This is a genomic window from Ruminococcus sp. 1001136sp1 (genome assembly GCF_039841815.1).
Taxonomy (GTDB): domain Bacteria; phylum Bacillota; class Clostridia; order Lachnospirales; family Lachnospiraceae; genus Blautia_A; species Blautia_A faecis.
In genome coordinates, this window is record NZ_JBDPGY010000001.1 from 251,078 (window position 1) to 265,078 (window position 14,001).

General features: G+C 49.5%; 11 protein-coding genes and 1 pseudogene. 1 reads left to right on the forward strand and 11 read right to left on the reverse strand.

Going from position 1 to position 14,001, the window contains the following annotated elements; genetic code table 11:
* Positions 1 to 39: 39 nt before the first annotated feature.
* The gene (locus tag ABHC48_RS01140) at positions 40 to 675 is read left to right on the forward strand and encodes a GNAT family N-acetyltransferase (RefSeq protein ID WP_195698908.1); all 636 of its coding nucleotides are present in this window, start codon (positions 40 to 42) and stop codon (positions 673 to 675) included.
* A 132-nt stretch (positions 676 to 807) separates the two neighbouring features.
* On the opposite strand, the gene ABHC48_RS01145 is transcribed toward ABHC48_RS01140, so the two are convergent.
* The 11 genes and pseudogenes from ABHC48_RS01145 to ABHC48_RS01195 form a co-directional block, all read right to left on the reverse strand.
* Positions 808 to 3,198 carry a glycoside hydrolase family 31 protein gene (locus tag ABHC48_RS01145; protein ID WP_195698907.1) on the reverse strand — a complete coding sequence of 797 codons (2,391 nt, stop codon included), beginning with the start codon at positions 3,196 to 3,198 and terminating at the stop codon, positions 808 to 810.
* A 132-nt stretch (positions 3,199 to 3,330) separates the two neighbouring features.
* Positions 3,331 to 4,695, reverse strand: a complete 1,365-nt coding sequence (locus ABHC48_RS01150; protein ID WP_195698906.1) for a GH1 family beta-glucosidase — start codon at positions 4,693 to 4,695, stop codon at positions 3,331 to 3,333.
* A gap of 275 nt (positions 4,696 to 4,970) precedes the next feature.
* Positions 4,971 to 7,007, reverse strand: a complete 2,037-nt coding sequence (locus tag ABHC48_RS01155) for a glycoside hydrolase family 2 protein (RefSeq protein ID WP_195698905.1) — start codon at positions 7,005 to 7,007, stop codon at positions 4,971 to 4,973.
* Positions 7,008 to 7,086: 79 nt separating this feature from the next.
* Positions 7,087 to 8,709, reverse strand: a complete 1,623-nt coding sequence (locus ABHC48_RS01160; protein WP_117804494.1) for a recombinase family protein — start codon at positions 8,707 to 8,709, stop codon at positions 7,087 to 7,089.
* Positions 8,710 to 8,812: 103 nt separating this feature from the next.
* Positions 8,813 to 8,998 (reverse strand): hypothetical protein, encoded by a 186-nt coding sequence (locus ABHC48_RS01165; RefSeq protein WP_009322363.1) that lies wholly within the window; start codon positions 8,996 to 8,998, stop codon positions 8,813 to 8,815.
* Between the two features lie 258 nt (positions 8,999 to 9,256).
* A pseudogene (locus ABHC48_RS01170) lies at positions 9,257 to 10,597 on the reverse strand (virulence-associated E family protein).
* Entirely contained in the window at positions 10,482 to 11,207 is a 726-nt protein-coding gene (locus tag ABHC48_RS01175) for a CHC2 zinc finger domain-containing protein (RefSeq protein WP_118505430.1), read from the reverse strand. The pseudogene ABHC48_RS01170 and the gene ABHC48_RS01175 overlap by 116 nt, the downstream one beginning before the upstream one ends.
* 19 nt (positions 11,208 to 11,226) lie before the next feature.
* Positions 11,227 to 12,699, reverse strand: coding sequence for a MobQ family relaxase (gene mobQ / locus ABHC48_RS01180; protein WP_117804497.1), 1,473 nt, complete (start codon positions 12,697 to 12,699; stop codon positions 11,227 to 11,229).
* Between the two features lie 2 nt (positions 12,700 to 12,701).
* Positions 12,702 to 13,007 carry a DUF3847 domain-containing protein gene (locus ABHC48_RS01185; protein ID WP_009322367.1) on the reverse strand — a complete coding sequence of 102 codons (306 nt, stop codon included), beginning with the start codon at positions 13,005 to 13,007 and terminating at the stop codon, positions 12,702 to 12,704.
* Between the two features lie 258 nt (positions 13,008 to 13,265).
* Complete coding sequence (locus ABHC48_RS01190) at positions 13,266 to 13,508, reverse strand: hypothetical protein (RefSeq protein WP_009322368.1); 243 nt, start codon at positions 13,506 to 13,508, stop codon at positions 13,266 to 13,268.
* A 155-nt stretch (positions 13,509 to 13,663) separates the two neighbouring features.
* Entirely contained in the window at positions 13,664 to 13,888 is a 225-nt protein-coding gene (locus ABHC48_RS01195) for a helix-turn-helix domain-containing protein (protein ID WP_118505432.1), read from the reverse strand.
* Between the last annotated feature and the right edge of the window lie 113 nt (positions 13,889 to 14,001).

The following is a 14,001-nucleotide window of genomic DNA, read 5'->3' on the forward strand; positions in this document are numbered from 1 at the left end:
TAAAATTTTCGTTTGCAACTACAAAGGAGGAATCCTGCCATGTCATTACCAGTTACTATCCGCCCGGCAGCCCCAGAGGATGCAGAGGCGCTCCTTTCCATTTATGCACCTTATGTAAAGCACACTGCAATTACCTTCGAATATGAAGTTCCCTCTGTAGAAGAATTCCGGAAGCGGATTGCACACACACTACAGCATTATCCTTATCTTGTAGCCGAACGGGAAATAAACAGCTCCGCACCAGGCAGCAAGGATGAAGGGAAATGCAGTGCATGTACCGAAATCGCAGGCTACGCCTACGCAGGACCGCTCCACGCCCGGGCTGCCTATGCCTGGTCTGTGGAAACTTCCATCTATGTAAGAGAATCCGAAAGGAAGTCCGGAATCGGAAAGGCGCTTTACGCTTCTCTGGAAAAAGCGCTTGCCGCCCAGAATATGACCAACCTGAATGCCTGCATCGCCAGTCCTGTAGTGGAGGACGAATATCTGAATCATAACAGCATTCAGTTTCATCAGCATCTGGGGTATTCCATGGTAGGGGAATTTCACAAATGTGCTTACAAGTTCGGGCGTTGGTACAATATGGTCTGGATGGAGAAGATCATCGCCGATCACCCCGACAGACAGCCTGATGTGATTCCCTTTGCACAGATTCCTCCAGAGATTTACTGCTGATTTTAAATGCTTAACAGATAAAAAAACACTTCAATGCTGTATGCGGACTGTTTTCCCCCTTAAATAACAATTAAAACACCCGGGAGCAAATACTCCCGGGCTTTTTACTGTCTTTCATATTCTGTTTATATCTTACTCTATCGCAGTCAGAATCTCTCCTACTGCTCCCACAATTCCTTCTTCCGGATGCATTGCGGTAAGCTGGGTGAGTTTGGCAGCATTGGAAATCTTCTTATCCAGAATTTCCATGATGGCTGTTTTCTCCATGTATGGGATTTCAGCCTGGTTGAGAAGAGTGAATACCTGGGTTTTCACATCATTCTCACGAAGCTCCGGAGCTCCCAGAGTAATGATGATTTCAGAGGTTGCAGAGGTTTCCGGAACACTTATCTTCAGGCAGCCAAGTGCTTCATCGTACTCTTTAAAAGCTTCTACCTCTGTACCTTCCACCTCTACGGTAACCTCGGTGTCCTTCACACCCCAGAACTCTACAGTCCAGGTTCTCTTCTGCGGGATCAGTTCCAGCCTGCCTACTGCCTTTTGGATGACGAAGCGGCCAGTACTCCACTTCAGATCCATGTCTGTGAGAACGCACTCGTCTTTCAGGTAAGCGTTGGACTCGTTGTCGTCTTCGTAAAGCTGGAAGCTGCCGTCTGCACCGCCGTATACACGGATGGTCATAGTTTCCGGATTTCTGGCTGCTTCCTGTCCAAAGATTTCCTCAGTCATCGGCACAATGGCACCTGCTTTTGCCAGAACCGGTATGGAATGAAGGTCACGGTACATATCCATCTCTCTGTCGCCGGAATATACCAGACCTGTGAAGAAATCAATGTAAGTACCCTCTGGCAGCCATACATGAGTCCTGGCTCTTCCAACGCCCTGGACAGATTTCTCCGTAACAGGTGCTACAATAAATGCGGTTCCATACTCATATTCATTCTTCACTGTGTAAGCCACCTGCTCTGCCGGATATGTGTAGTACATTGGCAGGATCAGAGGCGTGTTCTCTTTATATGCTCTGTGGTTCATGGTATACAGATACGGAAGCATCTGGTGACGGAGTCTTAAGAACTCCTTCATGACCTCACCGATCTCCATAGGGAACTGCCACGGTTCTTTTCCCATAAACTCATTCTTGCTGCTGTGCAGACGGTTAATTGGGGAAAATACGCCAAGCTGTACCCAGCGAAGTGCCAACTCATTGTCACGATAGCCAAACATATGTCCGCCGATATCGTGACTCCACCAGCCATATCCAATATTGGAAGCTGTGCTGGTAAAATAAGGCTGGAAATTCAGGGATTCCCAGGTTACGATACTGTCACCGGAGAAGCCTACCGGATATCTGTGTGAACCAGGTCCTGCATATCTGGAAAAAGTAAGAGAACGTTTTCCATCGCGGGCATTGTCCAGGTAATGATAGTGGTTCAGCATCCACAAAGGATCCAGCCCGGGGACCTTCGTGATATTGCCCTGCTGCCAGTCGATCCACCAGAAATCAACGCCTTTATTTTCTTCTGGATGAAGCACACATTTGAAATATGCTTCCAGGAATTTGCGGCTTGTGATGTCAAAATCGATGGGGGCTTCGTGTTCGGTATCTACATCTCCCAGCTCCTTCGCCATAGCCGGATATGCTTCCTCGAAGGCGCGGATTCCACCAGCCGGATGAAGGTTTACAGAGATTTTCATTCCATGGTCATGAAGCCAGTTCATAAAACGCTCCGGATCCGGATAGTACTTTTTGTTCCAGGTATATCCGGTCCAGCCGCTGCCATATTTTGGATCCACTTCCTCTACCAGGTGCCAGTCCATATCCAGAACGCCAACAGAAAATGGGATCTTTTCTTTCTCAAAGCGGGTTACAAGCGCCTTGTAGCTGTCTTCTGTGTAAGCGTAATAACGGCTCCACCAGTTTCCAAGGGCATATCTTGGGAGCATAGGAGTTTTTCCGGTGAGACGGTAAAAATCATTCAAAGCTTCTTTGTAATCATTTCCATAAGCGAAAACATAAATGTCCACCCCATCTCCTGTGCGCACCTGAGTCCATCCGTTTTCATCCAGCACCAGAGAATGGCTGTCATCAATCTGAGAGCAGCCACTTCTGGACATAATTCCCTCCTGGAGCGGGCATTCCCCATCTACCTCGTCCAAAGTTCTTGCAGTTCCGCCAAGATTGTCACCTTTTTCCCCATAATACCATACTGCACCATAGGCGTTCTGACCGCCTACTGCGTTTAAGTTCAGACTGTTTTTGGTAAAAGGTCCGCCAGTGTAGGTGACGTGCATTCTGTCGGTGAAAAGCTCGAAGCCCTCGTCCTTCTTTTCCACACGGAAGTCTACCGGATCAAATTTACGGTTCCATACGACCTGGGTAGGACGGTCTTCGAATTTGCCGTCTTCCCTGTATTCCATTCGGATCAGGCAGGGAGTCAGCAGGGTGAAGCGGTATTTATCACCCTGGATGGTGTTCTCCGGTCTGCCAACTGGTTCCATCGTCCATAAATTATTCTCAAACATATATGTATCCTCTCAAACTCTTAAGGTTTTTAGTTGTTTCTATATACGTTTTCTACTGCTTTTTCAACCAGTAAAAACTGCTGCTACACTTTTCTTTCTGCCCCTCTGATTTGCCATGGTCAACCTCCTGAATTACAGATTCTCTCCGTTTGTTTCGATAATATTTTTGTAGAAATATGCGGAATCCTTCCAGATCCGCTTCTGTGTATTGTAGTCTGTATAAACAAGTCCGAATCTCTGGGAATATCCGTATGCCCACTCGAAATTGTCCATTACGGACCATGCGAAATATCCTGCCAGATCCACACCGTCCTCAGCTGCACGCTTGTAAGCGCCAAGATAACGAGCCATAAAATCTACGCGGGCCTGGTCGTGAACCTTTCCGTCCACACCTACCCAGTCATGGGAAGCCATGCCATTCTCTGTGATCATAAACGGCTTCTTATAACGCTCCTGCATAAATTTGGGCGCCCAGTACAGAACCTCTGGAGTTACCGGCCAGCCAATTGCAGTCTGTGGGAAACCATCGTAACGTGCTACGCGGACTGCTTTTCCATCCTCACCGGCACGAACGGTTACGGCATTGTAAATGTTCTGTCCAAAAAAATCAAGTGGCTGTGAAATCAGCTTCATATCGGCATCTGTTACTTTCGGGAAAAACTGTCCAAATTCTTTCAGAATATCCTCTGGATACTGTCCCAGATAAACCGGATCACAGCAAAGAGCAACGTCCCAGCTGCAGGCTCCGATGGAGTTCTCCGGGAGACTGAAGTTTGCTTTTCTTGCGGCTTCAATATCTTCCGGCTTGTTTGTTTCCGGAACATAAAGGGCTCCACATGGTGCCATACTGATCTTTACAGGCTGTTTGCTGAACTCACGAAGCGCTTCTACTGCACGTCCATGGGCTTTCAGTACGTTGTGCCAGATACGGAAATAATCGGATGGGCCAACCTTCAGGCCTGGTGCATGCTCACCGATCTGATATCCAAGGCCAACTATGCACTGCGGCTCATTGATGGTGAAGAAATTCTTTACTCTGTCTGAGAAATGCTCTGCCACTACTTTTGCATACTCGTAAAACCAGGATGGAGAATTTGGATTCATCCAGCCCCCCTGTAAATGAAGGTCGTACGGAAGATCCCAGTGATATAAGGTAACAAATGGCTCAATTCCGTTGTCCAGAAGTTCATTGATCAGGTTGTCGTAGTATTCCAGACCTTTTTCATTGACTGCGCCTGTGCCTTCCGGCATGATGCGCGCCCAGGAAAGAGAAAAGCGGTATGCTTTCATGCCCATTTCTTTCATGATCTGAACGTCTTCTTTGTAGCGGTGATACTGGTCGCAGGCTACATCACCTGTCTGGTTCTCATAAATGTGTCCGCCGTCTTTGCAGAAAATATCCCAGATATTCAGGCCTTTTCCGTCTTCATAAGCTGCGCCTTCTACCTGGTAGGAAGCGGTTGCACCGCCCCAGATAAAATCTTTATTAAATCCCATGGTGTAATTCCTTTCTCTATTATGTAGGGGAGAATTTTTTAAATGCGTGTTTCGATTCTCCTGATTGGTTGATCTATGTATCGTAACATTTTATGTGATCGCTCTATTTTTACTTTTGCTTAATTCTACAAACCTCTGTCTACCAGCAAAAATTACGTATCTGACGTTTTGTTGCGGATTTCGAATATTTGGAGGATTGCGGGAGCAGCGTAGCTGCGTAGCAATCCGGGTATCAAATGAGTGGCAAAAGACCGTTTGACACCCATATCATTTTATTAATGATATGTATGATAAATATCGTAAATCCGGACGCCGTCTCTGGAAATCTTCTGGTTTTCTACCGGCACAAGTGTGACTGCTTCCTTGTCTGTAAATGCAACCACATTCTCGTTCCAGATGGTATCCGCGCTGATTCCCTCCAGCATGCAATATGGAACAAAAGTATCTGTCTGAATGGAAACGCTTCCGTCTGCATTCTCAGTAACCTTAAATGCAGGATCTTTCAGTTCCAAATATTTGACTGGGACAAATGTCTCGAATTCTTTCTTGGAAACCTTCTGTCCGTTCTGTTCATACTCATATTCGGCAACAAAGAATACGCTGTCATCACGACCTGCGATCAATTCCTTGTATTCTTTCTCAAACAGGCATTCCGCACTGAGTGTAGGTACTTCTTTGGATACTTCCTGCTCCTCGATCACCTGGAAGTCCAGTGTTTTCACCGCGATTTTCGCTTTTACCGTTACCGGGTCAAGTGTCTCGTTTGAAATCCAGAAGCCTATGTGAGTCTCTTTTTTCTCAATGCTTCCTGCCACATTGTCGCAGAAGCCTTTTGCCATATAATGGAGGGCCTTGTATCTTCCGTAATAGTCCATACTGGACCAGGACGCAACCGGCCAGTTATCATTGAACTGCCAGTAAATACTTCCCATACATCTGCCGCGGTTTCTTCTCCAATGCTCCGTTGCTTCCTTCATGGCGTATCCCTGAAGAATCTGGCTTAGAAAGATCAGGCTTTCCAGGTCTTTCGGATAACGGAAGGTCTCAGATAAATAATATAGAATCTTACCGTTTGCCGCCGGATTTTTCTGATGGCTCTCCATAACTCTGGAGAAAAGGTTGCGGTCTTTCTCCCCGGTAAAGGTCTCTACTGTCTTGATAGATGGAAGAGACTGGAAGCCGAACTCGGAGCAGAAACGGAAATAGTGCTTCATGTACTCACTGAATGGTTTCTGACCATGCCATACATCCCAGTAATGGCAATCGCCGCGGTTCTCATCACATGGATTATCAAAGCTTCCTCCTGATGACGGGGAAGACGGCCAGTAGAATGCATCTGGTGCGTTTTCTTTTACCACATCTGCAAGGAGGAATTCGAACTGATACAGGTAGTCTCTCTTAAGAGACGGTGCATGTCCCTGGACATCCTTCCAGTCTGTCCATGCACATTCCAGCTCATTGTTTCCACAGATCAGGCCAAGGCAGGCATGATTGCGGAAACGGAGGATATTGTCTTTTGCTTCAATTGCAATATTCTCTGCAAACTCCGGTGTTACGTCGTAAATGTTGCAGGCGTACATCAGATCTTCCCAAAGGAGAATTCCGTATTCATCGCAGAGAGCGTAGAATTCGTCGGATGGGTAATATCCGCCGCCCCATACGCGAAGACAGTTAAAGTTTGCAAATACGCAGGCTTTTACATCGCGCTCCAGGATTTCTCTGGTGATTCTTGGGTAGAAGCAGTCATCTGGAATGTAATCTGCGCCCCGGGCAAAAATCTTTACGCCGTTTACCATGATAGCAAATTCCTGGCCCCACTGGTCATCCTCACGGGATACCGTGACGGTGCGGAGACCGATGCGGTACTCCCTGGTATCAAGAACGGTCTCGCCGGCTTTCAGCTGGATCGTCAGGGTGTATAAAGGCTGTTTGCCGTAGCCGTTTGGCCACCACAAAACAGGGTTTGTTACGTTTATATCAGAGTTGGTACCGGTGTAGAGGAGTGCGCCGGATGGGTCACGAAGTTCGTAGAAAAGCTGTAAGCCGCTGATTCCGGGCTGTGCTGCAGAGATTTCAGCTGCATTTTTCCGAACCTGTCTGTCAACACTTTCTACTGTATTTTCTTTCACCTCTGCGGCAATATTTTCTGCTGAATTTTCATTTGACTGCATAGCAGTATTTCCAGCTTTTACAACCTGTCCATCTGCTTTCTCAATTTCACTTCCAATATGAAGTGTCACTGCTCCGTCCACATGCTCCTGGCGGATCAGGGATTCGCCCAGTCTTGCAGTATCAAAGCAGCAAAGCTCCACACCGCGGAAAAGTCCCGCATCTGGAAGCTTTGGGCCATTTTCCCTTAGTTAAAGATATTGTTGGGTAAAAAAAGATGTGTCAGTCGATTTTGCCTATAAAGCGATAGAAAATCTCTACTTCCTGCTCCCGGCTGCCGTCCTCGCCCTTAACCGCTTCATGCACAAAGATTTTTTCAATCAGCGTATTCAGCAGTTCGGCGGTCAGCTCCGTAGGGTTGACATACTGCCTCATCAGCCCTACCCACTTTTCAGCGTCAACGGCGGTCTGCGCAACGGCTTCCATCGCTTCGTGAAGCTGCTGGATTTTCTCGTCCAGCTCCTTTTGTTCGCCCTGATACTTCTCGGACAACATATTGAAGTTGTACTCTGTAATGCGTCCGGCAGCCCAGTCCTCGTACATCTTGGCAAACAGCCCGTCAACCTCTGCTTTTCGCTTCTCGGCTTTTTTCAGTTCGGATGCCTGTTTCTCCCTCGCAGAGCTGCGTTCCTTATCGCTGGCGTTGAGCAGCCTTTTCAGAAGTTTGTCCTCGTCCTGCTGGGCCTGCTGTGACCAGTATTGCAGGCGGGAGAGGACATAGGCGTAAAGCACATCATAGCGGATGTAGTGCATGGAGCATTGGCGCAGTCCCTGTCCGTTCTTGCTGCAATGATAGTAGCCATACGGGGTTTTGTTCTGCTTATTCTCGCCGTATGCCAGCGACCAGCCGCAGTCCGCACACTTTACCAGCCCTGAAAAAATCTGCGTTGTGCCGTCCTTTTGCCGTCTGCGTCTGCTGGCAATCTGCTCCTGCACCTGTCGGAACACATCTTCGGAGATAATCGCTTCGTGGGTATTCTCCACACGATACCATTCCTCTTTCGGCTTGCGTACCTTTTTCTTGTTCTTGAATGAAATGTTGCTCTGCTTATTGTGTACGCTGTGACCGATGTAGGTTTCCTCTTTCAAGATGCTTTTGACCTGCGCTATCGTCCACGCATAGGCTTTTTCCTCCGGCGCTCCGGCATAGATATTGGCGAAAGTGCCGTACCTCTGGAAGTTCAGCCATCCGGGGGTGGGTACTTTTGCTTCCACCAAAATCCGTGTGATGCTGGCCGCCCCTCTGCCATGAACGGCAAGGTCAAAGATCTTTTCGATAATCCACCTTGTTTCCGTGTCAACCAGAAGATGCCCGGTCTTATCCGGGTCTTTGATATAACCCAGCGGGGCGTAGGCTCCGTAGTGTGCGCCGTTTGCAAACCGTGTCCGCATGGCGGCCTTGACCTTTTTGCTGGTCTGGCGGGCGTGCATCTCGTTCAGGATATTCAGGAATGGGGCAAGCTCGCTTTCTCCGTTGAGGGTGTCCACATTGTCGTTGATCGCAATGTAGCGGACGCCTTTGCTTGGGAAGTAGATTTCTGTGTATTGGCCGGTCAGAATGTAGTTTCTGCCTAAGCGGGATAAGTCCTTTGTCACAACGCAGTTGATTTTCCCGTCCTCGATGTCGTCGATCATCCTCTGGAAGCTCGGCCTGTCGAAGTTCGTGCCGCTCCATCCATCGTCAATATACTCGTCTACTACGGTCAATCCATGCTCGGCGGCGTACTGCCGAAGCATCATGCGCTGTGTCTGGATGCTGCCGCTTTCGCCTTGCAGCTCATCGTCACGGCTCAATCTCAAATAAAGTGCGGTGTTATAAACCGTTGTATTGTATGGTTGTTTCATCAAAAATCCTCCTTAAAAAGAAACAACCCACGCTTATACAATACTCGCTGGTACAAGTATATCATAAGCGTGGGATGATTGACAGTCACAAATCTATCTTTTTTCAGGAAGCAGCGGCGGCGTGCTGGATTACATCTTCCAGCAGGCTGTTCAGCGGCTTCCCGTTCTCTGCAAAATGCTCCGATACCTTGATACGAATTTTCCCCATGACAAAATACTGGGTGCCGTCCGCAGCGGTAAGCATAGTGCCGCTGTTGTTGGTGTTATTTTCGCTCTTGGCTTTTACCATAGGCATTTACCTCCATAAATGAAATATGCCCGACAAGGCAATGTCAGGCTATGTGTGGCGTAGACTGCTCCAATGTCAACCAAACCGTGTCAACCGGCACAAAAGACTTTGAAAACAATCCTCAGGCGCTCTATTATTCTATTTTACTTTTTCTTTGATTTCTTGGTTGACATGGTTGACAAAGAGGAGAAGTGCCTGAAATATCAGACTTTTTCCTGTCAACTGAAACGTCAACCAAACTGTCAACCGGGGGCTTTTTCAGAATGGAAGCTCCATCTGCCGGGCTTCTTCCTCTGTGATTTCCCGAAAACCATCCTTGTCTGCTGGGGGCTGGTTGACACGCTCCCAGCCTTTTTGTGAACCGTACTTCTTATATCTCTTAGGGCTTTTGTAGGCTGTCCAGCCCTGTATGCTGCCGTTTGCAATGCCGGTATTCATAATCTCGCAGATTGCCCGTGTTTCCCACTCTGCCGGGGGATTGCAGTTTCCCAGCGCTTCCTCATAAAGCTGCTTGGAACATACCCTGTCGCCGGTGTAGTCCTCCAAATAGGCGTAAATCATACCGGCCTGCGTGTCCTCCTACATAAAACCCTGCTGGTGGGCTTTCAGGTAAGCGTTCATTTCCGCGCTGAATGACAGCTTATACTTCCCGCTGCGGTAGATTGTCATGGCTTCCGCCCACATTTGGCTGATATATGTCCTCGCCGCCGCTTCATCGTCCAGTATGTGAACCTCCGCCCGTTCCGGGTACACGGTCACGGGAATAAAGCGCCGGTTGCCGGTGCGGTCACGGGGAAGAAAGTCCTGCCGGTTGGTGGTTCCTCCAAACACGCATTGACGGAGCCGGTCTGCCGGATGGGTTTCATACGGCACTTTATAGGTTTCTTTCTGGCGGCTTAGAAACGACTTGATTTCCTCAATACTTCTGGCGTTGGCGGTGGCGATCATCTCCGACATCTCCATAATCCAATGCCCTTGCAGCTTCCGATACACGTTTTCATCGTCCAGCTTTTTCAAATCGTCTGAAAACCACTCGTCCTTAACTGCAAGCAGTCGGAAAAAGGTGGATTTTCCGGCTCCCTGACCGCCTACCAGACAGAGCATGACTTCAAACTTGCTCCCCGGCTGAAATACCCGCCGGATGGCTCCCATCATAAACAGTTTCAGGGCTTCAAAGGTGTACTCGTCCGTGTCTGCTCCCAGAAAGTGATGCAGAGCATAGCGGATGCGCTCGGTTCCGTCCCATTGCAGACTGTTCAGATAATCCCTGACAGGATGGTAGCGGTTTTCATTGGCTACGATCTGGATTGCATTTTCTACTTTCTTTTCGCTGGTCAGTCCGTAGTGTTCTTCCAGATACAAAAGCAAATATTTCATATCCATATCGGTCAGAGTGGCGCTGGTCCGTTCCCATCCCAGCGGCTTCACAATATCCACCCTTTCGGAAAGAATGTTGTAGCTGACTGCTCCACGCAGCAGCGGGTCACGCTGGAACACTGTCAGACAGTTCTTGATGCTGTTCTTCACGCCGCCTTTCTGCGTCCCCTCCAGCATTTCCCGGATTTCTTCCTGCGTCTGCGCCGGTTCCATTGCGTCCATCGTCCGCATAACTGCTTCCTGCGCTGCTGGCGGTAAGTTCTGAAATTCGCTGCTCAAGCCGCACCACCTCCTTTCCCTGTTCGGCAATCAGCGCCGCTTTTTCTTCCATTTCTCCAAACAACAAAATATCCAGCAGATATTCTACATAGCTGTTTTTTTGCAATGCTTCCACGAAAAGAGGATGCCAGGCGGCATCCTGTGGCTGTGGAGCATATTCGATTTTCCAGCGTTCCAATAGATGCAGATAGTCACATAGCACTTTGAAGCAATGCTGTTCCGCCTGCTGTAACCTCTGCTCCGGCGTAGGCTTGGGCGGCGTTCTCTTTGCTGCCGGTGTGCGGATGGCTCCGTCATAGGGGATTGAAAAATCCTCTGCCAGTCTGACCGCCGCATCCCGTTTTCCCAAACCATGCAGGGAAGCGGCAAAGTCGATCACATCCCCGGAAGCGCCGCAGCCGAAGCAATAGTAGCGGCTGTCCACTTTCATGCTGGGCGTTCTGTCATTGTGAAATGGACAGCAGGCCATGCCATTTCTCCCTACCCGTATTCCATAGTAAGAAGCAGCCTGCCGGGTAGTGACGGACTGCTTCACCGCTTCAAACACATTCAAATGCTTCCTCCCGTAAATGTCATAGTTCTATATCCTGTTTCTTTTTCGGCGCTTCCTGTTCTGGCTGCCGCCGCTGCAATACCCGGTCAACGCAGTACTGTACTCGGCGCATTTTCATTAAATCCTCCCGAAGCGGCTTATACTGCGGGGACAGCTTGGCATACTCCGCTTGCAGCCGGTCATATTCCTGTTTCCATGCGGCCAGGGTGATGGGCTTCCTGTCCAGCTTCTCTTTCAAAATCCGGCGGGCCGTATAAAACAGCCGCAGATCAGCGTCATGGGCGGTTTCAAATTTCTCCCGCTGTTTTTTCCACTTGATACCGTTCAGCTCGTCATACACCGGCTTCAGCCGCTTGTAGTTCTCGGCCTGCCGTATCAACTCCTGCAATTCTTTCATCCGGGCTGACTTCGCTTTCATGGTGTCGCTCAATGTGTCAAACTCTGTGCTGACAGCAGACAGGCGGGATTCCAACGCTTCCAGCGTCAGCAGCTTGTTTTCCATCAGGTAGTTGACCGCTTCCGCAAATTCTTTCAGGTTCTTGCCCTTAGCTTTCTGGCTCCATGCCCCGGCGTTTCTGTCCTGATAATAGGAGATCAGCAGGTCGGCAAGGCTCGGTGTCTTAGGCTTGGAAAGTTCCTCTTTGACTTCTGAAATCCAGCCGAACAGGGATTTAATTTTCTTTTTTATGTCCAGCATCAGCCGGTTAGTCGCCTTAATCCAGCGGTTCAGTTCGCCCTTGTCGGTACGGATGCCCTTTGCTTCCATCTGCCGGACAGTCGGCCCCTCATGGACGGTGGGGATCAAGTCAATCCCCTGCCGCACATAGGAGCGGTGGTCAATACGAACATCCAGCCCCTTTTTCGCAAACTTTTCATTGACCATCCGGCACCATGCTTCCCGCCATTCTTCCAGCGTTTCCGGGCTGCCCCAGTCGGTAGTGGGTACGGCGTTGAACATGGGCTTGCCGTTCCTATCCAGCACCCGGTTTCCCTCATCATCCAGCACATATTCCCGGCGCTGCTTCTGTCCCCATGTGCCGTCTGGATTGATGGGGCGCATGGTCGTCATCACATGGAAGTGCGGGTTGGGGATGCCTCCGTCCTCCTTGTCCGGGGCATGGACGGCAAAATCGGCAACCATTCCTTTGTCCACCAGACAGCGCTGCACAAACTCCCTCGCCAGCGCAATGTTTTCTTCCATCGAAAGTTCATTCTGCAAAGCAATATCAAAGCTGTAAGCAAGCTGCGCTTTCTTGTGTTTCTCTACTTGTTCCACCGTATTCCACAAGGTCGCCCGGTCCTGGTATTCCAGCGGGGCATGGGGCGGCAACAAAATTTCGGAACAGATCACGCCGCCCTTGCGGGTGTAGTCACTGTACTCGCCGTAGTAATCACTGTAAAGACACTCCCCGGCCCGGTAAGCTGCGGCGGCAATGGCGCTCTGTCCGGCGCTGCGTCTGATCTGGCTGACCGTTAAATGATAAAGCGCCATCGTCAGTTACCATCCTGCGGCTGGCTGTGATTTTCAACCGCAAGCCGTACCATGTTCTGAACCGGCTGCCATTCGGCAATGCGCTCCATCAGGGAATAAAATTCCTGCTCGGTCAGTATCTTCACTTCCGGCATGACGCTCTCAATCGCCGCCCCACGGGTAATCAGCCGATGGCTGCGCTGTTTGCGGGAACCGCTGTCCAGATAGGATTTTCGGTTTTCCAGTCGGCGCAACTTTCGTTTTTCCTGTTCCAGTTTGACGGTGTTTTTCTCGTACTCTCTCTGCAATTCTTCCAAAGATTTGCTCATGTTCTCACTCCTTTGCTCTGAAATAAAAATGACCGTATGGATAACGGTCAGGGTGTCGGTATTCGTCTATCAAACCCGATGAAAAGATGCAGACGCAAAGCGGGTGTATCTTTTCATCGGGTGCGCAGGGATAGCCGCTTTAGCGGCGCAAGGGGTGCAGCCCCTTGTACGGAACGAAGTGACGCAGGCCCCCGGATTGCTGATGCTGTCAGCGGTCAGGGGGCGGCTCCGCAGGACGCACGATACATGGTCGTCAGACTATGTATAGAAGTGCGCCCTTTGTTCCAAAGGGATTTCTGCCGTTTCCGGCTCTGCTCCGTTTTCCCTCTTTTTTTCCGCTCCTTTGCGGGAACGCTTGGAAAGATACTTCGGACATTCGATCACGACTGCCCGGAAGCTCTGCTTGCAGTCACGGCGGCATCTGCGGCATAGCTCGTTATAAGTGACACGGCTGCGGTCATTTAAGAAGAAAGACCACTCCAACCGGCGCTTCTTGCTCATTCTCGGCGTAATTGGCTCCTTTCCCCGTTTCTATCCGACATACGCAGATAGACGGTTTTGGTGTAGCGTTTCGGTGTCATTTTCAAGGTTTTTCCCCTCTGTATGCGCCTTTGAAAATGGCGGCAGTATTCCAGATAGGGAAAGATACCATGCGCTCATTTGTTGCCTTTCGGTACGGTTTCCGTACCCTTTTCCATCCAGTCAAAGAACGCCTTTTTACTGACCTTAATCAGCCTGCCGCTTCTGAACGCCGGAAAACCGGGGGTGTGAACCAGCTCATAGGCGCTCACTCTGGAAATTCCCATAATGCGCCGGATGTCCGCCACGTCCAGCACCAGCGGAAGATCAGCATAATTTTTTAATCTCTTGTTATCGCTCATTTAGTTCCTCCCATATTAAAATCAATTCTCTTGCTTCCTGTTGCCGTTCTACCCAAAAGCCGTTATCCTGCCCCATTCCTGCGGCGTTTCCTTGCATTGGTGCGCCGGATGCG